Source organism: Bradyrhizobium sp. T-1 (assembly GCF_053592855.1).
The window spans coordinates 6,667,461-6,685,841 of the sequence record NZ_CM132115.1 but is presented as its reverse complement, the minus strand read 5'-3'; the positions used below and the strand labels follow the sequence as shown (position 1 = coordinate 6,685,841).

The window sequence follows — 18,381 nt, the reverse complement described above, 5'->3', positions numbered from 1 at the left end:
CTCCTCGTCATATTCAAACGTGCGGGTTCCGGACCTGCCGGAGCGCTTCGCCTGCGGCCATCGCCGCGCTCATGGCGACATTGAGCGACCGCAGCCCGGGCGTGATCGGGATCACCAGCCGCGCATCGGCGGCTTCGACCACCGCATCGGTGACGCCGGCGCTCTCGCGCCCGAATAGCAGGATGTCGGACGTCTGGTAACGGAAATCGCGGTAGTCGGTGGCGGCCTTGGTGGTGAACAGCAACAGCCGGTAGCCATGTGCCGCCCGCCACTCCTCGAATTTCGACCAGGAATCGTGCCTGGCGATGCTGACATGGTCGAGGTAATCCATTCCCGCCCGGCGGAAATGCCGATCGGAGACCGGGAAACCGGCGGGTTCGATGATATGGGCGGCGATGCCCAGGCAGGCGCACAGGCGGAGAATCGTGCCGGTGTTCTGGGGGATGTCGGGTTGGAAAAGTGCGATTTGCATGGGCGGTGGCGGGTCTGTTGAGGGCCGGAAATGTCTCAATAAAACATCGCTGGCCGCGGAATTCGTGCATTGCACGCTCCCGCGCCGTTAGCGGGCTTGCGCTCGCCCTGCAAGGGTGCCAATAGAACGATTCTGGACTGGTGTTTTCGCCTTGTTTTGGCGCGGACAAGTGAAGTTCTGCCGCCGCGGGGGGCCGCGGGCGCCGGCAGCACTGTTCCGGGGACCTTGGGGGCTCCCGGAGCGGTTCCACCGGACGCATAAGAAGAAAGGGTTGGAATCGTGACGACAGCGTCTTCGGCGGACCATCCGACACGCCGTGATTTCTTATTCGTTGCAACGGGGGCAGCTGCAGCAGTAGGGGGCGCGGCTGCGCTCTGGCCCTTTATCTCCCAAATGAATCCGGACGCCTCGACCATCGCCGCCGGTGCGCCGATCGAGGTCGATCTGAGCCCGGTCGCCGAGGGGCAGGACATCAAGGTGTTCTGGCGCGGCAAGCCGATCTACATCAGCCACCGCACCAAGAAGCAGATCGACGAGGCGCGCGCCGTTCCCGTGGCGAGCTTGCCCGATCCGCAGTCCGACGAGGCCCGGGTCAAGTCCGGCCACGAGCAGTGGCTGGTCGTGATCGGCATCTGCACCCATCTCGGCTGCATCCCGATCGCCCATGAAGGCAATTACGACGGGTTCTTCTGCCCTTGCCATGGTTCGCAGTACGATTCGTCCGGCCGCATCCGCCAGGGGCCCGCGCCCGCGAACCTGCCGGTGCCGCCGTACCAGTTCGTTTCCGACACCAAAATCCAGATCGGCTGAGCCTCGGACCCGCGTCCGAAGCTTCGCGCCGTCTCGTCGTCTTATTTCCTCAGGATCGCATCATGAGCGGACCATCCGACTACCAGCCGAGCAATCCGGCCCTGCAATGGATCGAGCGGCGCCTGCCGATCATTGGTCTCATCCATTCCTCCTTCGTCGTCTACCCCACCCCGCGCAACCTGAACTACTGGTGGACCTTCGGCGCCATCCTCTCCTTCATGCTGGGGATGCAGATCCTGACCGGCGTGATCCTGGCGATGCACTATACGCCGCATGCCGATCTTGCCTTCAAGTCGGTCGAGCTGCTGGTCCGTGACGTCAATTACGGCTGGCTGCTGCGCAACATGCATGCTTGCGGCGCGTCGATGTTCTTCTTCGCGGTCTACGTCCACATGCTGCGCGGCCTCTATTACGGCTCCTACAAGGAGCCGCGTGAGGTGCTCTGGATTCTCGGTGTCATCATCTACCTCCTGATGATGGCGACGGGCTTCATGGGCTACGTGCTGCCGTGGGGCCAGATGAGCTTCTGGGGCGCCACCGTCATCACCAATCTGTTCTCCGCCATTCCTTATGTGGGCGAAAGCATCGTGACGCTGTTGTGGGGCGGCTATTCGGTCGGCAACCCGACGCTGAACCGCTTCTTCTCGCTGCACTACCTGCTGCCATTCCTGATCGCGGGCGTCGTCGTGCTCCACGTCTGGGCGCTGCATGTTGCCGGTCAGAACAATCCTGATGGCGTCGAGCCGAAGACGGAAAAGGACACGGTGCCGTTCACGCCGCATGCGACCATCAAGGACGGGTTCGGCGTCGCCTGCTTCCTGCTGCTCTACGCCTGGTTCATCTTCTACATGCCGAACTATCTCGGCGACGCCGACAACTACATTCCGGCGAACCCGGGGGTGACGCCGCCGCACATCGTGCCGGAATGGTACTACCTGCCGTTCTACGCGATCCTGCGCTCGATCCCGAACAAGCTCGCGGGCGTGATCGGGATGTTCTCGGCGATCATCATCCTGTGCTTCCTGCCTTGGCTCGATAGCGCCCGGACCAGGTCGTCGAAGTACCGTCCGCTGGCCAAGCAGTTCTTCTGGATCTTCGTCGTGGTCTGCATCCTGCTCGGCTATCTCGGCGCGCAGCCGCCGGAAGGCATCTACGTGATCGCCGGCCGGGTCCTGACGGTCTGCTACTTCGCCTACTTCCTGATCGTGCTGCCGCTGCTCTCGCGTATCGAGACGCCGCGGCCGGTGCCGAACTCGATCTCGGAGGCGATTCTCGCCAAGAGCGGCAAGGCCGTGGCCTCGATCGCGGTCGCGCTCGTGGCGGCCGGCGCGCTGTTCGTCGGTACCCTGCAGGATGCCCGCGCCGAGGAAGGCGGCACCAAGCCGCCGGGCAACAGCTGGTCGTTTGCGGGCCCTTTCGGCAAGTATGACCGCGGCGCGCTCCAGCGCGGCCTGAAGGTCTACAAGGAAGTCTGCTCCAACTGTCACGGCCTGTCCTACATCGCCTTCCGCAATCTCGCGGAAGCCGGTGGTCCCGGCTATTCGACGGCACAGGCGGCGGCCTTCGCCTCCGACTACAAGATCAAGGACGGTCCGAACGACGCGGGCGACATGTTCGAGCGCCCGGGCCGGCCCGCGGACTACTTCCCCTCGCCGTTCCCGAACGAGCAGGCCGCGCGTGCGGCGAACGGCGGCGCGGCGCCACCCGACCTGTCGCTGATCACCAAGGCGCGTTCCTATGGCCGCGGCTTCCCGATGTTCATCATCGACTTCTTCAGCCAGTATCAGGAGCAGGGCCCGGACTACGTCTCGGCGGTGCTCCAGGGCTTCGAGGAGAAGGTGCCGGAAGGCGTGACCATCCCGGATGGCTCGTACTACAACAAGTACTTCCCGGGCCATGCCATCAAGATGCCGAAGCCGCTCAGCGACGGTCAGGTCACCTATGACGACGGCTCGCCGACGACGGTCGCGCAGTATTCCAAGGACGTCACCACGTTCCTGATGTGGACAGCCGAGCCGCACATGGAAGCGCGCAAGCGCCTCGGCCTCCAGGTGTTCGTGTTCCTGATCCTGTTCGCGTTCCTGATGTACTTCACCAAGAAGAAGGTCTGGGCCGACTCGCATTGAGCGGCAGGCGCGAAACGAAATTGAAGAAGCCCCCGCAAGGGGGCTTTTTTGTTGGACGGTCATTCCGGGGCGCGCGAAGCGTGAACCCGGAATCTCGAGATTCCGGGTTCGGTGCTGCGCACCGCCCCGGAATGACGTGAGTGTGGATTGCGTCGCTCGCCCGCAGTCGCCAAAATACCGCTAGCCTCTCCCCCCAGAAACGCGTCGGAGGACACCATGGGAACCGTCATTACCTTCAAGCGCCCGGACGGCAAGGATGCCTCGGGTTATCTTGCAAACGCCGCCCGCGGCAATGCGCCGGGCGTGGTGGTGATCCAGGAATGGTGGGGCCTGTCGGACCAGATCAAGGGCCTGTGCGACCGCTTTGCGCTTGCCGGCTTCGATGCGCTCGCGCCGGATCTCTACAAGGGCAAGGTGGTGCCGTATCACGACACGGACGCTGCCGGCAAAGAGATGAACTCGCTCGACTTCATGGACGCCACCACGCAGACGGTGCGCGGGGCCACGCAATATCTGTCGCGCAACGGCGCCAAGGTCGGGCTCACCGGCTTCTGCCTCGGCGGCGCCGTCACCATCATTGGCGCGGTCCATGTGCCGGAGCTCGCCGCCGGCGTCGTGTTCTACGGCATCCCGCCGGAGCAGGCCGCCAAGCCCGCCGACGTCAAGATCCCGCTCCAGGCCCATTTCGCCAACAAGGACGATTGGTGCACGCCCGATCTGGTCAACGGCTTCGAAAAGGCCATGAAGGCCGCCGGCAAGTCGCTCGAGCTGTTCCGCTATGACGCCGAGCACGCCTTCGTCAACGAGCAACGCCAGGCCGTGCACGACCGCGAAGCCGCCGAGCTCGCCTGGGGCCGGGCAACGGAGTTTTTCAGGAAGCATTTGGGATAAGGCCGGAGCGATCGATCGGGGCAGCGGAGCATGTCGACGTCGTCTTTCACGCGCCATGTCCTTAGCGTGATCGTTCGCTCGATGATCGGCGTTGGCGTCGTCGTCGCGATGACGGCGGCTCAGGCCGCGGCACAGCAGGCTTTTGTCACGCTGAATGGCGATCTCAAGAAAGAGGCCTGGTGGGTCATCGCGGATTTCCACCCGTTCACGACCGAGGTTCGCGGCATCCCCGTGAACCAGATACGCAAGAGCTGGTGCAAGGCGACTGAATTCCGCAAGGACCTCATTCCAAGGGAACTGCTCTTCGATGGCAACACCGATGCGATGGCAGCGGTCAATATGTCCTTCGCCATCGAGGGGCGCTTCGATGGTACGGCCACCGTGCAGGTGGCGTTGGTCGGCGTCTTCGAGGAATGCGATGGTCCAAAGGGCAGGTTCATCTTGATCCTGGACCAGCCGGTCGACGGGACGCCAAAGATCCGGTTCGTGAACGCCGTGCGGGCGGATCATCAGTTCGGTGCTCTGCAGAAAGGAAAGGACAACAGCATCGTGGCCTGGGCGTGTATGGAGTGCGATGACTTCTCAGTCCTGAAATGGGACCGGAAGAAGCGCAAATTCGACTGGCAGCCTGACCCGGTCGAGCAATAGTTCGAAAGCCGGCGACCGCAGTCTGCTCACCCTTGACGCCGTCCCCGCGCCATGGTGAGTATCCGGCCCATGAGCACCGCAGCCTGCCCATCCCGTCGTTGGTGGCGCACCTCCTAAGAGGTGGCCGGTGCGATTTGTTTTCCCAAAATCGTCTGAGGTCGCCAGCACAGCGCGGCGGCCTGATCGTTTGTCCTGTGTGGCGTTTCCTCGGCAAGTTTCGTAAGAGGACCCCATGAACAGGACAGTCTTTGCCCTTCCGGCCAGAAGCGATTACGTCACCCGCGGCGGTCTCGCGATCACGCGCGTGGCCGAACAGTTTACCGGCGGCGCCTCCAGGCTCGACGATCTCGTCAGCCTGCTCGATCGTCGACGCGGCGTGGTGCTGTCCTCCGGCACCACCGTCCCCGGGCGCTACGAGAGCTTCGACCTGGGCTTTTCCGATCCGCCGCTCAAGCTCGAAACCGTCGGCATCAATTTCAAGCTCGAAGCGCTCAACGCACGCGGCGAGGTGCTGATCGCCTTCCTCGCTGACGTCCTGCGCGAGCCCTGCGTGGTGATCTCCGAGAAGACCGCCACGCGGCTTGCCGGTCACATCATCCGTGGCGACGCGCCGGTCGAGGAAGACCAGCGCACGCGACGCGCCAGCGTGATGTCGCTGGTGCGCGATCTTATCGCTGCCTTCTCCGCCAATGACGACGGGCTGCTCGGCCTGTTCGGCGCCTTCGCCTACGACCTCGTGTTCCAGATCGAGGACCTCGTGCAGAAGCGCTCGCGCGAGCAAGACCAGCGCGACATCGTGCTCTACGTCCCCGATCGCCTGCTCGCCTACGACCGTGCCACGGGGCGCGGCGTGGTGCTCAGCTACGATTTCGCCTGGAAGGGAAAATCGACCGAAGGCTTGCCGCGCGAGACGGCCGAGAGCCCGTATGTGAAGACGGGGCGCCAGGGTTTTGCCGATCACGCGCCCGGCGAATATCAGGCGACGGTCGAGACCGCACGCGCGGCCTTCGCTCGCGGCGATCTCTTCGAGGCCGTGCCGGGTCAGCTCTTCGCCGAGCCCTGCGACCGTTCGCCGGCCGAAGTGTTCCAGCGCCTCTGCGTCATCAACCCGTCGCCCTATGGCGCGCTGATGAATCTCGGCGACGGCGAGTTTCTTGTTTCCGCCTCGCCGGAAATGTTCGTGCGCTCCGATGGACGGCGGGTCGAGACCTGCCCGATCTCGGGCACGATCGCGCGCGGCAGCGATGCGATCGGCGATGCCGAGCAGATCCGCCAGCTCCTGAACTCGGAGAAGGACGAGTTCGAGCTCAACATGTGCACCGACGTGGATCGCAACGACAAGGCGCGCGTCTGTGTTCCCGGCACGATCAAGGTCTTGGCACGGCGGCAGATCGAGACCTATTCAAAGCTGTTTCACACCGTCGATCATGTCGAAGGTATGCTGCGCCCCGGCTTCGACGCGCTCGACGCTTTCCTCACCCATGCCTGGGCCGTGACGGTAACAGGCGCGCCAAAACTCTGGGCGATGCAGTTCGTCGAGGATCACGAACGCTCGCCGCGGCGCTGGTATGCCGGCGCGATTGGTGCGGTGAACTTTGACGGCAGCATCAATACCGGCCTCACCATCCGCACCATCCGCATGAAGGATGGCCTCGCCGAGGTGCGTGTCGGCGCCACCTGTCTGTTCGATTCCGATCCCGCTGCGGAGGACCGCGAATGCCAGGTCAAGGCCGCGGCGCTGTTCCAGGCGCTGCGCGGCGATCCGCCGAAACCGCTGTCGAGCTTCGCGCCGGATGCCACCGGTTCGGGCAAGCGCGTGTTGCTGATCGACCATGACGACAGTTTTGTGCATATGCTCGCCGACTATTTCCGCCAGGTCGGCGCCGAGGTCACCGTGGTCCGCTATGTGCATGCGCTCGCCATGCTCAAGCAGAAGAGGTGGGATTTGCTGGTGCTGTCGCCCGGTCCGGGGCGCCCGGAGGATTTCGGGATCAAGAAGACGATCGACGCGGCGCTGGAGAACAAGCTGCCGGTGTTCGGCGTCTGTCTCGGCGTGCAGGCGATCGGCGAATATTTCGGCGGCGAGCTCGGTCAACTCACCCATCCCGCGCACGGTCGGCCCTCGCGGGTCCAGGTGCGCGGCGGGCGCCTGATGCGCAATCTGCCGAACGAGATCGTCATCGGCCGCTATCATTCGCTCTTTGTCGAGCGCGATAGCATGCCGGACGTGCTCAGTGTCACCGCCAGCACCGAAGACGGTGTCGCCATGGCGCTGGAGCACAAGACCCTGCCGGTTGCCGGCGTCCAGTTCCACCCGGAATCGCTGATGTCGCTCGGCAACGAGGTGGGCTTGAAGATTGTCGAGAATGCGTTCCGGCTGGGTGCCGGGACGAATTAAGTGCATGTTTTATACTTATCATTCCGGGTTAGGCTCTTCGAGCCGTCCCGGAATGACAGCTGACATGGGATACAAATGACCTTTGACCACGACCTGAAGGCGAGCGTCCGTACCATCGCCGACTATCCCAAGCCGGGGATCATGTTTCGCGACATCACCACGCTGCTGGCGGATGCGCGCGCGTTTCGCCGCGCGGTCGATGAGTTGGTCAATCCCTGGGCCGGCAACAAGATCGACAAGGTCGCGGGCATGGAGGCGCGCGGTTTCATCATCGGCGGCGCGGTGGCGCATCAGCTCTCGGCCGGCTTCGTGCCGATCCGCAAGAAAGGCAAGCTGCCGCACACCACCGTGCGCATCGCCTACTCGCTCGAATACGGTATCGACGAGATGGAGATGCATGTCGATGCGATCCAGCCTGGCGAGCGTGTCATCCTGGTTGACGATCTCATCGCCACCGGCGGCACCGCGGAAGGCGCGGTCAAGCTACTGCGCCAGATCGGCGCCAATGTCGTCGCTGCCTGCTTCATCATCGACCTGCCCGATCTCGGCGGCGCCGCCAAGCTGCGCGCCATGGACGTGCCGGTGCGCACGCTGATGACGTTCGAAGGGCATTGATGCCGGCCGGCGATCGTCAGATCGCCTCGGCCTTCAGCTCGGCCCGCCAATGCAGGACGCGTTCCTTCAGCAGCGCGTTCCTGACATAGGCACTGTCCTCGTCCTCCAGACGCTCGCATTCGCCAAACGTCAGGCCGGCCTCGCCATGCGCGTTCCAGGCGGCCTGGAGGCTGCGGCAGGGGTGGTTGCCTTGGCGCAGGGTGAACCAGATACGGTTCTGGATCGTCTCGAGGTTCGGGGCCTGGCCGACCCAGGCCTCGCGTGAGGCCGCACAGCGGACCACAAAGATGCCCGCGATGGTTTTCCGCTCCTTGTAGGCGGCGGTGGCTGCTTTCCGGTCGATGCTCACGGGGAGGTGCCTCGCTGGGACGCTGTTGCCCAAGTCTCTGTAACGGCAGGGATGCACCGAGTCAATATTACCCGGGTAAAATAATCTTCAGTCATTCCGGGCTCACGACTTCGTCGCGCCCCGGAATGGCGTTAAGAGCGTTGCAGGATCAGGCTGAGCTCGAGCTCGCGGAACGCGAGGTAATTCCGCCGGGTCCACTGGTGCAGCTCGGTCGAGGAATCCTTCTCCTGGCGCAGGTAGCCGGTGAAGGAGAAGCTCAGCCGGTCGATATAGGTCTTGAGAAAGCCGGGCAGCGCCGGCAGGCGGAACAGCCGGCCGCCCGCCATCGCGGGCGGCAGCTCGCCGCGGATGACGAACTCGTTGTCCACCGTGATCAGGTTCATCCGCGGGATCTGCTGACGCAGCATCTCATGGGCACGGGCCGAGACGCGGTCGGTGTCGGCGACGAACAGGATCTGTGGTGCGACGTGCCGGCGCGCCGCCTCCTTGAGCAGGCCGATCTCGTCGGTCATCTTGAAGAACTCGTCGAAGGCGTGGAAGCCGAGGTCGATGACCTTGGCAAGCCCGTCATCGATGATGACGCGATCCATCAGCTGCATCTTGCCGTAGGTGTCGATCACGTCAGCGGTTTCGGTGATCCGCGGCAGATAGTCGAGCAGCGAGGGCTCCTTCAAATTGACGTCGAAGGCCGCGACGTTGCCGTTCTTGAGAAGCAAGAACTCGCTCAACAGCCGCGCCAGCAGTGTCTTGCCGACCTGCGGGCGGGGCGAACAGATGATGTAGAGGGGCGTCGCGGACATCGACAGCTATATCAGGCCAACTTACCGCCCAATCCAGCCGTATCAGCCCGGCCTTCGCAACTATTTTTCGCTGTTGCGGGTGACGGGTTTCGAACCGACGATGTCGGTCAGCCGGATCCGGTCGAACTCGCTCCAGACGTTCGCCAGCCAGTGCCGGACATAGCCGCGCAGCACGAAGGAATAGTTCGCAGCCTCGTCGTTGATGCCCTTGTTGGCGACGAATTTCAGGAACGGGACGGACGATACCTCGACCTGCTCATAGGCCATCTCGTTGAGCTTCGGGATGGTCAGCTCGGTCGCGTCCTTGATGCGGTGAAAGTAGGAATTGTAGGTGGCCTGGTCCCACTGGAAGAACTGGGTGTCGTTGATGAAGTTCTTCACCAGGAAATATTTTGCGCCGCTCATGAAGCCGGCCGTCTCTGCGATCTCCTCGAGCGAGGCGATCGAGGGTCCGAGGATGTGGAACACGGCGAAGGTGATCTGCCCGGCCTTGGCGGCGTCGAGGAAGCCGATGTCGCGGAGCGAGGCCAGTGCGGGCGAGAGCAGGCCGGCGCGCACGTCGATCACGGTCACCGACGGGCTCACCGCGTTGAGCGTATCGAAGATCTTCATCTGGTCGGCCGTCGTCGTCATGTCGACGATTTCGGTGATCTCGGGGTGGAAGCGCTTCAGCGTTCCCCGCGGCGACTCCGTGTCGAACGCGCGGGTCGGCACGTTGTTGGCGGAAAAATAATCGAGCAGGGTGCGCGATACCGTGGTCTTGCCGACCCCGCCCTTGTCCGCGCCCACCACAACCACTGCCGGCTTTGCCATTGCTGTCCCCTAACGCGCGCCCCCGATCGCGAGGTCGCAATCGGCCGGGCCCCAAATCGATGTCCCAAGGATGTCCCAAGTCTGCTGTTGGGCGCGAACATGGCAGAAACAAGGGAGAATTCAAATCTCCGGCACAGGCCAGCGGCAATTCTCGCAGTTTTTCCCAAATGTTGTGAAACCGGCGCGAGACGAGGCAGATTGCACGCTCAGTGGCGGCCCCAAGGTCCGATGGGATTCCCTATCGGACCCAACGGATTGCCGGCCGCGGTTCCGGCGGAGCTCGGTGCGGGCACGGGCGGCGGACCAGGCGGGTTGTCGCCCGCATCGTTCCACGGGCCATGCGGGACCGGAGTAGAGGCCTTCTGCTGGTCTGCCTGTGCCTCGGGCTCGTCGGTCTCGGGCTGGTCCGTCTCCTCGGCGGGCGGCGGCAGCGGACCGGGATCATGGCCGCCGGCGAACTTGACCAGCGCGTCGACGCGGGACTGCACGGAAGGGTGGGTTGCGAACAGATCGGCAAAGCCTTCGCGCGGATTGTCGAGGCAAAGCTCCATCACCGCGGAGGTCGCGCCCGGCAATTCGCCGCGGCCTTCGATCTTGCGCAGCGCCGAGATCATGGCATCGGGATTTTTGGTCAGCTCGACCGAGCCGGCATCCGCCAGGTATTCGCGCGAGCGTGACAGCGCGAGCTTGACGACTTGCGATACCAGCCAGGCCACCACGATCAGCACGACCGCGATGATGATGACCACGACGGCACCGCCACCGGAATTCTTGTTGTCGCTGGAGGACGAGGACGACCGCGACGACGAGGAAGAGCCCGACGACCACGATCCGCCACCGGAGCTCCAGCTCAAATTTGTGAACAGCCGGAAGAACAATTCGCCGAAGAAGCCCACCACGCCGGCGATGATGACGGCGACCACCATCAGCTGCACGTCGCCGTTCCTGATGTGGGTGAGCTCGTGGCCCAGCACCGCCTCGATCTCCTGATCGTTCAGCGCGTCCAGAAGACCCGTGGTGACGGTCACGGCATATTGCCGCGGATTGAGGCCGGTCGCGAACGCGTTCAGCGCCGGTGAGTCCATGATCTTCAGCTTCGGCATGGTGATGCCGCGCGAGATGCAGAGGTTTTCCAGCAGATTGTAGAGCCGCGGCTCTTCCTGCCGGGTGACGTCATGGCCGCCGGTCACCGCGTCGATCATCGACTGATGGAAGAAATAGGCGATGATGATCCAGGCGACCGCGGCAACGGTCGCAAAGGGGAAGGCGACGATGAGGTCGTGGAAGGCGCGGCTCAGATAATAGACGACCGTGCCATTGCCGTTGATGATGACCTCGGCGACCAGCGCGCCGGCATAGACCAGCACATAGACCAGCGCGAACAGGCCGGCGAGCAGCAGCATCGAACGAACCTTGTTCGAGGCGATGTGCGTGTAGAGGCCATACGCAGCCATGACTGCTCCCGTTTAACCACTGTCATTCCGGGGCAGGCCGGAGGCCCGAACCCGGAATCCAGAGATTGGTGATCTCGACGGGATTCCGGGTTCGATGCTGCGCATCGCCCCGGAATGACAGGATCTGTTGCCCAAGCTCAGATCAGAACTTCACCTGAGGCGCGGCCTCGACCTCGGTGCGGCTGGCGCCGAGATCGAAGAACTCCTTCTTGGTGAAGCCGAACATGCCGGCGAACAAGGCGGCGGGCATCTGCTGGATGCCGGTGTTGTATTCCTGGACCGCATTGTTGAAGAAGCGGCGGCTCGCCGCGATCTTGTTCTCGAGGTCGGAGAGCTCGGATGCGAGCTGCTGGAAATTGGCGTTGGCCTTGAGGTCGGGATAGGCCTCCGACAGCGCGATCAGCCGGCCAAGCGCGCCGGAGAGCTGGTTCTCGGCGGCGGACACTTGTGCCGGACCCTGCGCCGACATCGCCGAATTGCGTGCCTTGATGACGTCGTCGAGCGTGCCGCGCTCGTGCGAGGCATAACCCTTCACGGTCTCGACCAGGTTCGGGATCAGGTCATGACGCTGCTTGAGCTGCACGTCGACATCGGCGAAGGCCTGGCCGACGCGCTGGCCCAGCGCCACCAGGCGGTTGTAGGCGCTGAAGGCGAACAGCACGAGGACGACGATGACGCCGAGAACGATCCAGCCGGTCGACATGGAGAACTCCTGAAGGGGGAAGAAGGCGGGCGCAGACTAGACCAAATTGGCGCAGGGCGAGAGCCCCGGCGCAGGAGGAAGGTAAGACTTGGTCGGAACAGGACCCATCCGAGTTCAAGGAAAGCCCTGAACGGGGTTAACTTTCGGCAATCACGGCATCGCCCCAGCGCCAGCGACGGGCGCTTGCATAGGCGGCCTTGTCGCGGCGGGCGATCTTGGCCAGCTCGACGCTTTGCGCGGTGCAAACCTTGGCCGTGATTTCGGCCTTGCCGACATCCGGCGGCGCCAGCACGCGCGCAGCCCGGCTTTCGGGCGGCGTGCGGGTCAACGCGACGTAAATGAAGCGTTCGTCCTCGAACGGCACCTCGGCGCCCTTGATCTGACGGTGTGCTTGGGAGCGCGGCAGGCGCTGCGAGAAATGGCACCAGTCCGGCGCGGTGAGCGGGCAGGGCTTTTCGTGCGGGCAGGGCGCAGCGACGAACGCGCCGGCCGCGATCAGCTGCTGGCGCAGGGCGAGGATGCGTCCGTATCCGGCGGGCGTGCCGGGTTCGATCACGACCAGCGCGTGGCGCGCCTTGGCCCACATCGCCTCGGCGAGCTTGCGCTGATCGGCCTCACTGATCTCGCCGATGACGTAGCTGGCGATGACGAGATCGGCCGGCGAGGCCTCGGCGAGGTTGGTGGCGGCATCGCCCGGCAGATAGCGGCACTCCGCGAGGCGCGTGCTGTCGCGCGCGAGTTCGAGCGCGAGCCGGCTCAGCGTGGCGTTGGCGTCGAGCAGGGAGAAATCCTGCAGCGACGGGAAGGCCTCCGCCGCAGCCCAGCTCGCGGTGCCGGGACCTGCGCCGACGTCGAGCAATGTCTCCGGGGCAAGGGTTGGCGCGATCTCGCTCAGCGCATTCAGGCTCGCGGCCACGGCGGCGTAGGTCGCCGGCATGCGCGCGAGCGCATAGGCGAGCGCGTCGGCCTCCGACTTGATCGTGCCGGAGCCGCCGCCGGCGCGATAGGTGGTCGAGATTTTCTGCGATCGCTGTGCGGCGTCGGTGCGGGAGAAGCCCTGGAGCTTGCCGTCGAGCGCTGCTTTCAGTTCAGGCGGGAGGTTGGGTGAGATCATGTTTTCTCACCGTCATTCCGGGGCGCGCGAAGCGCGAACCCGGAATCCAGAGATTGTGGAACGAGATTCCGGGTTCTCGCTTCGCGCGCCCCGGAATGACGCCAAAAATATCACGCCACGTTCTGGTCGAGGATGTCCACCGCCTCGGCCAAGCTCACCGACACGAGTTGCGAGACGCCGCGCTCGGCCATGGTGACGCCGAACAGACGGTTCATCCGCGCCATCGTGATCGGATTGTGCGTGATGATGATGAAGCGCGTGTCGGTCGAGCCGGTCATCTCGTGCAGCAGGTTGCAGTACCGCTCGACGTTGTGGTCGTCGAGCGGCGCGTCGACTTCGTCCAGCACGCAGATCGGCGAGGGGTTGGTCAAGAACACCGCGAAAATCAGCGCCATCGCGGTCAGCGCCTGCTCACCGCCCGAAAGCAGCGACAGCGTCTGCGGCTTCTTGCCCGGCGGCTTGGCGATGATTTCGAGGCCGGCTTCCAGCGGGTCGTCGCTCTCGATCAGGTGCAGCGCGGCTTCGCCGCCGCCGAACAGCTCGACGAACAGGCGCTTGAAGTGGTTGTTAACGACCTCGAACGAGGTCAAGAGGCGCTCGCGCGCTTCCTTGTTGAGGCTCTGGATGCCCTGGCGCAGCCGCTTGATGGCCTCAACCAAGTCGTCGCGTTCGGTGACCAGACCCGTATGCTGGGTCTCGACCTCGCGCAGCTCTTCCTCGGCGCGCAAATTGACGGCGCCGAGGCGCTCGCGGTCGCGGCGCATCTTTTCGAGATCCTCCTCGATGTCGTGCAGCGGCGGCAGCTCGGCGCCGGGCTCGATCTCGGCGAGGCCGGCGACGGCCTGCGGCTCGACCTCGAGCATGTCGCGGATCTCGCGCTCGATGTCCTCGAGCCGGCGCCGCGCGCCTTCCATGCGCTCCTCGGCGCGGGCGGTGGCTTCGCGGGAGCTGGAGAGCGCTTCAAGCGTCAGCTTGGCGACGCGATCGGTCTCGGCCATCGCGGCTTCCGCGGTCGCGAGTGCGTCGGCAGCCATGCGACGGTCGTTCTCGGCGTACTCGATCTCGGTGATCAGCGCGCTGCGCTTCTCGGCGAACACGGCGGGCGCGTTTTCGAGCTCGCTGCGCTCGATGGTGAGTTCGGCGATACGCGCCTGGATGGTGTCGATGTGGGAGGCCGCGCTCTCCTTGCGGTTCTGCCACTCGGTACGTTCGGCCAGGATCGCCTGCACGCGGCGGTCGGCCAGCTCAGCCTCGCGCGCCAGCGCCTGCGCCTCGGCGCGGACCTGCGCGGCGATGCGGCGATGGCCTTCGATGTCGCTGCGGACCGCGGCGAGACGGGTCTCGGTGTCCTCGCTCGACGGCAGCTCGCTGATGCCGGCCTCGGCGTATTCGTAGGCGGCCTCGGCCTCGGCGCGGTCAGCGGCGAGGCGGCTGTGCGCTTCCGACAGCGTCGCCTTGCGCGCGGCGTGGCGGCTGATCTCGCGCTCGGCGGCGGCATGGCGCTCGCGCGCGACGTTCAGCTCACGCTGTGCAGCGCGCCAGGCTTCGCGGCTGGCCCCCTCGGTGCTGGCCGCCATCTGCAGCTCGGACTCGGCGTTCTCCAGCGCCTGACGCTTGATCTGGGCGTCGATGCGGGCCTGCTCCAGCTCGTTCTCGATGTCGACGAGGCGAGCCCGCTCGGCGAGGCGCCGTGCTGCGCCGGTCGGGGCGTGGGCGGCGGCGACAAAGCCGTCCCAGCGCCAAACGTCGCCTTCCGGCGAGACCAGCCGCTGGCCGGTCTTGAGCTGCGAGACCAGCTCGGCGCCGCGCTCGCGCGGCACCACGCCGATCTGGGCCAGGCGGCGGGTCAGCTCGGCCGGCGCCTGCACGTGGTCGGCGAGCGGGGTGACGCCCTCGGGCAGCGCCGGATCGCCTTCGGCGTGTCCAACATTGGTCCAGCGCATCGGCGCCGACGGATCGATCGGCGCGTCGAGATCGTCGCCCAGCGCGGCACCGATCGCCTTTTCAAAGCCCTTGTCGACGGTGATGCCGTCGATGATCGGCGGCCAGAGGTTCTTGGTCTCGCCATTGACGATCTTGGAGATCGTGCGCGCCTCGGTGTCGAGCCGCTGCACGCGCTTGTCGGCTTCGACCAGCGGGGAGCGCGAGGATTCCAGGGTCTGGCGGGCGGCAACGTGCGCGGCTTCGCTCGCTTGCGCTGCGGCTTCGGAAGCGGCCAGCGTCTGCTCGGCGGTCTCGACCACTGCGGTCAGCTCGTCGAGATCGCCGAAACCGCCGGTATCGGCCGCGAGCTTCTGCTCTTCGGCGGCGACGCTGGCGATCTCCTGGTCGAGGCGGGCCAGCTTGTCGCGGTGGGTGCGGACGTTGGCTTCAAGCTGATTGCGCTTGGCGGTCAAGTCGGCGAGCGCGGTGGTGAGCTCGGCGAACTGCTGCTCGGTTTCGGTCAGCACGGCCTCGGCTTCGCCGACGCGCTCGTCGACGCCGGAGCGCTTCTCGACGCGCGACTTGATCTCTTCCTTCAGCTCGGCATCTTCGGTGTCGAGCCGCTGCAGCGCGACGTCGGCGTCCATGGTTTGTTGTTGAGCACGGGAAATGTCGCCTTCGAATTGCGCGAGGCGGCGCTCGAGCTCGGCGACGCGCTCCTTGGCGCGCTCTTCCTCGCGGTCGAGCAGCTCGCGGGCGTTGGTCAGGCGCTGGAGCCCGGCCGCGGCGCGCGCTTCGGCATCGCGCAGCGCAGGCATTTCGGCAGCGCGGATCGCCTGGATGCGGGCGGCTTCGGCCTGGTGCTGGGTGCGCTCGGCCATCTCGCGCACAGCGAGATCGTGAGTCTGGCCGGATTCGTTGACGTCGGCATGGGCGCCGATCCAGCGCAGATGGAACAGCGTGGCCTCGGCCTTGCGGACCTTGGCGGCGACCTCGCGATAGCGCACGGCCTGGCGGGCCTGCTTCTTCAGGCCTTCCATCTGGCCGGAGAGCTGGCCGATCACGTCCTCGACGCGGGTGAGGTTGGTCTCAGCCGCCTTCAGGCGCAGCTCGGCTTCATGGCGGCGGGCGTGCAGACCGGCGACGCCCGCGGCGTCTTCCAGCACGCGGCGGCGCTGCTCGGGCTTGGCCTGAATGATCTCGCCGATCTTGCCCTGGTGGACGAGGGCGGGCGAGCGCGCGCCGGTGGCGGCGTCGGCGAACAGGATCTGCACGTCGCGGGCGCGCACGTCGCGGCCGTTGATGCGATAGACCGAGCCGGCCTCGCGCTCGATGCGGCGGGAGATTTCGAGCAGCTGGCTGTCGTTCATCGCCGCAGGCGCGGTGCGATCGGCGTTGTCGATCGTCATCGTCACTTCGGCATGGTTGCGCGCCGGACGGTTGCCGGAGCCGGCGAAGATCACCGCATCCATGTCGGCGGCGCGCAAGCTCTTGTAGGAGGTTTCACCCATCGCCCAGCGCAGCGCTTCGACGAGGTTCGACTTGCCGCAACCGTTGGGTCCGACCACGCCGGTCAAGCCGGGCTCGATGACGAAGTCCGTGGGCTCAACGAAGGACTTGAAGCCGTGAAGGCGCAGGCGGGTGATTTTCATTAGCACGCATCTCTGTTGGCAGGCGCGAATCCCCCTGCCCGGACAATACCATGGAAGGCAATGTCGCTGTCTGGGCGAGTCGCGCGGGGCGCCTCATGCGGCGGACAATGGCCGCGGTGCGCCGCGAGGGCAACCTGCGAAAGCCGCTTTTCCCAAGGGATTTATGCCGGGAAAGATACGGCTTTTGAGATGCGAATCAGGATCTTGACGAGCGAATCAGCTCTTCAGCAGCGGATTGATCTTCTTGGCGAACTCCTCGAACGAGGTCTCGCCCTTGATCTTCTCGCCGTTGATGAAGAACGTCGGCGTGGAATCGACCTTCAGAACGTCGCTGGCATATTTCTGATCGGCGGCGATCTTGTCGAGCAGCGCCTGATCCTTCAGGCAGGCTTCGACCTGCTGCTGGGTGAGGCCGGCCTGCTTGCCGATCCGCGTCAGGGTCTCGGTGGTGTTCTTCACCACCCAGTCGTTCTGCTGGCGGAACAGCATGTCGGTGACGGCGAAGTATTTTGGCGCGTCGTCCTTGGCGATGCAGCGCGACAGCATCGAGCCGGCAGCCGCCTTGATGTCGAGCGGGAACTCGCGGAAGACGTAACGGATCTTGCCGGTGTCGATGTATTCCGACTTGATCTTCGGGAACACCTGCTCGTTGAAGGCCGCGCAGTGCGGGCAGGTCATTGAAGCGAATTCGGTGATGGTGACGGCGGCGTCCTTCGGGCCGAGCGCCATGTCGGGCAGCGACACCGGCTTGGCGACATCGCCAGCGGCCTGCGCCATCGCATCGGAGATGAACCGCAGCGGCGAGAGCCCGGCGAGCGCGGCAAGACCGGTCAGCGACAGCATCGTGGTGAAGGCGCGGCGGGTGATGATCAAGGTCGGCTCCCGAATTGGCGTGGTCTCGCCCGGGCTCGTATGCAGGTTCCCGGGCGGCCTGTCGCTAGCTTGAAACGTGGTTTGAGGCAATGGCGAGCGACAAGGACGGGTCCAGATTAGCGCTGGAATAAGGCTCAATTTCGCTTGATGGCGGCTCCGAGCCGCGCCAGCGCGGTCTTCAACTGTTCATCTTCGATGTCACCCAGGCCCTCGGCCACCTTGGCGACGGCCTTGGGGTCCGGCGGGCCGGGCCGCACAGGGCGCCGGGGGCGGGACAGCGGGGCCTGGCGGAACGCGAGCTTTCCAACGGCGCTCCAGCCGAAGAAACGGTTGACCCGCTCCAGGATCACGTCCGCGGAGTGCTGGATTTCCAGCGCCATCGGGCCCTCGACCCGCAGCACCAGCGTCGCCGGCTCCTGCGGCTGGCCCTCGACCGGCCGCGGCCATTGCATCTTCAGCGGCTCGGCATGCGCGGCAATCTCAGGCCCCGCAATCTGCGCCCAACGCGTCACCAGCTCGCGCGCCGCAAATCCCTGCTTGGCATAGGCCTCGGCAAAGACGTCGTTGAGCAGGATCCCGAGCGGCTTGGCGCTGATGGGGCCGGGTTTGGGAGGGAATTTGGACATGGGGCCTTATAGCACCCCGCCGCGCCGCCCGCAGGCTCCTTGCAGCGAAGAAAGGCGTGGATGCCCGCGACGAGCGCGGGCATGACGTGGAGAGATCGGTGTGACGCCGCTACA

The 18,381-nt window shown here is 65.1% G+C and carries 16 protein-coding genes; 6 read left to right on the top strand and 10 right to left on the bottom strand.

The genetic code is table 11. From position 1 onward, the window contains the following. Positions 1-13: 13 nt before the first annotated feature. Complete coding sequence (locus tag ACWAT4_RS32030; protein WP_212297549.1) at positions 14-472, bottom strand: tRNA (cytidine(34)-2'-O)-methyltransferase; 459 nt, start codon at positions 470-472, stop codon at positions 14-16. Positions 473-751: 279 nt separating this feature from the next. Between ACWAT4_RS32030 and petA the strand changes: the two genes are divergently transcribed. From petA to ACWAT4_RS32000, 6 genes are all read left to right on the top strand, one after another. Then, positions 752-1,282 carry a ubiquinol-cytochrome c reductase iron-sulfur subunit gene (gene petA / locus ACWAT4_RS32025; RefSeq protein ID WP_212297550.1) on the top strand — a complete coding sequence of 177 codons (531 nt, stop codon included), beginning with the start codon at positions 752-754 and terminating at the stop codon, positions 1,280-1,282. A 62-nt stretch (positions 1,283-1,344) separates the two neighbouring features. Continuing rightward, on the top strand, positions 1,345-3,408 hold the full coding sequence (gene fbcH, locus ACWAT4_RS32020) for a cytochrome b/c1 (RefSeq protein WP_212297551.1): 2,064 nt from the start codon (positions 1,345-1,347) through the stop codon (positions 3,406-3,408). Positions 3,409-3,624: 216 nt separating this feature from the next. Then, positions 3,625-4,299 carry a dienelactone hydrolase family protein gene (locus tag ACWAT4_RS32015; RefSeq protein WP_212297552.1) on the top strand — a complete coding sequence of 225 codons (675 nt, stop codon included), beginning with the start codon at positions 3,625-3,627 and terminating at the stop codon, positions 4,297-4,299. Positions 4,300-4,380: 81 nt separating this feature from the next. After that, on the top strand, positions 4,381-4,947 hold the full coding sequence (locus ACWAT4_RS32010; protein WP_212297553.1) for a hypothetical protein: 567 nt from the start codon (positions 4,381-4,383) through the stop codon (positions 4,945-4,947). Positions 4,948-5,179: 232 nt separating this feature from the next. Further along, on the top strand, positions 5,180-7,345 hold the full coding sequence (locus ACWAT4_RS32005) for an anthranilate synthase component I (protein WP_449728974.1): 2,166 nt from the start codon (positions 5,180-5,182) through the stop codon (positions 7,343-7,345). Between the two features lie 75 nt (positions 7,346-7,420). After that, positions 7,421-7,960, top strand: a complete 540-nt coding sequence (locus ACWAT4_RS32000) for an adenine phosphoribosyltransferase (protein ID WP_212297555.1) — start codon at positions 7,421-7,423, stop codon at positions 7,958-7,960. A gap of 16 nt (positions 7,961-7,976) precedes the next feature. Here the strand turns inward: ACWAT4_RS32000 and ACWAT4_RS31995 are convergent, their stop codons facing one another. From ACWAT4_RS31995 to ACWAT4_RS31955, 9 genes are all read right to left on the bottom strand, one after another. Then, a complete protein-coding gene (locus ACWAT4_RS31995) occupies positions 7,977-8,309 on the bottom strand; it encodes a GIY-YIG nuclease family protein (protein WP_449728973.1) in 333 nt (110 codons plus the stop codon). 131 nt (positions 8,310-8,440) lie between these two features. Continuing rightward, positions 8,441-9,109 carry a hypothetical protein gene (locus ACWAT4_RS31990; protein WP_212447594.1) on the bottom strand — a complete coding sequence of 223 codons (669 nt, stop codon included), beginning with the start codon at positions 9,107-9,109 and terminating at the stop codon, positions 8,441-8,443. Between the two features lie 60 nt (positions 9,110-9,169). Beyond that, positions 9,170-9,922 carry a P-loop NTPase family protein gene (locus ACWAT4_RS31985; RefSeq protein ID WP_212297558.1) on the bottom strand — a complete coding sequence of 251 codons (753 nt, stop codon included), beginning with the start codon at positions 9,920-9,922 and terminating at the stop codon, positions 9,170-9,172. Positions 9,923-10,128: 206 nt separating this feature from the next. Beyond that, entirely contained in the window at positions 10,129-11,376 is a 1,248-nt protein-coding gene (locus ACWAT4_RS31980; protein WP_449728972.1) for a M48 family metallopeptidase, read from the bottom strand. 142 nt (positions 11,377-11,518) lie between these two features. Continuing rightward, positions 11,519-12,079 carry a LemA family protein gene (locus ACWAT4_RS31975; RefSeq protein WP_212297560.1) on the bottom strand — a complete coding sequence of 187 codons (561 nt, stop codon included), beginning with the start codon at positions 12,077-12,079 and terminating at the stop codon, positions 11,519-11,521. Positions 12,080-12,215: 136 nt separating this feature from the next. Further along, the gene (locus tag ACWAT4_RS31970) at positions 12,216-13,193 is read right to left on the bottom strand and encodes a small ribosomal subunit Rsm22 family protein (RefSeq protein ID WP_449728971.1); all 978 of its coding nucleotides are present in this window, start codon (positions 13,191-13,193) and stop codon (positions 12,216-12,218) included. Between the two features lie 110 nt (positions 13,194-13,303). After that, positions 13,304-16,768, bottom strand: coding sequence for a chromosome segregation protein SMC (gene smc, locus ACWAT4_RS31965; RefSeq protein ID WP_449728970.1), 3,465 nt, complete (start codon positions 16,766-16,768; stop codon positions 13,304-13,306). A gap of 216 nt (positions 16,769-16,984) precedes the next feature. Beyond that, entirely contained in the window at positions 16,985-17,641 is a 657-nt protein-coding gene (locus tag ACWAT4_RS31960) for a DsbA family protein (RefSeq protein WP_212297563.1), read from the bottom strand. A gap of 134 nt (positions 17,642-17,775) precedes the next feature. Beyond that, positions 17,776-18,267 carry a DUF721 domain-containing protein gene (locus ACWAT4_RS31955; protein WP_212297564.1) on the bottom strand — a complete coding sequence of 164 codons (492 nt, stop codon included), beginning with the start codon at positions 18,265-18,267 and terminating at the stop codon, positions 17,776-17,778. Between the last annotated feature and the right edge of the window lie 114 nt (positions 18,268-18,381).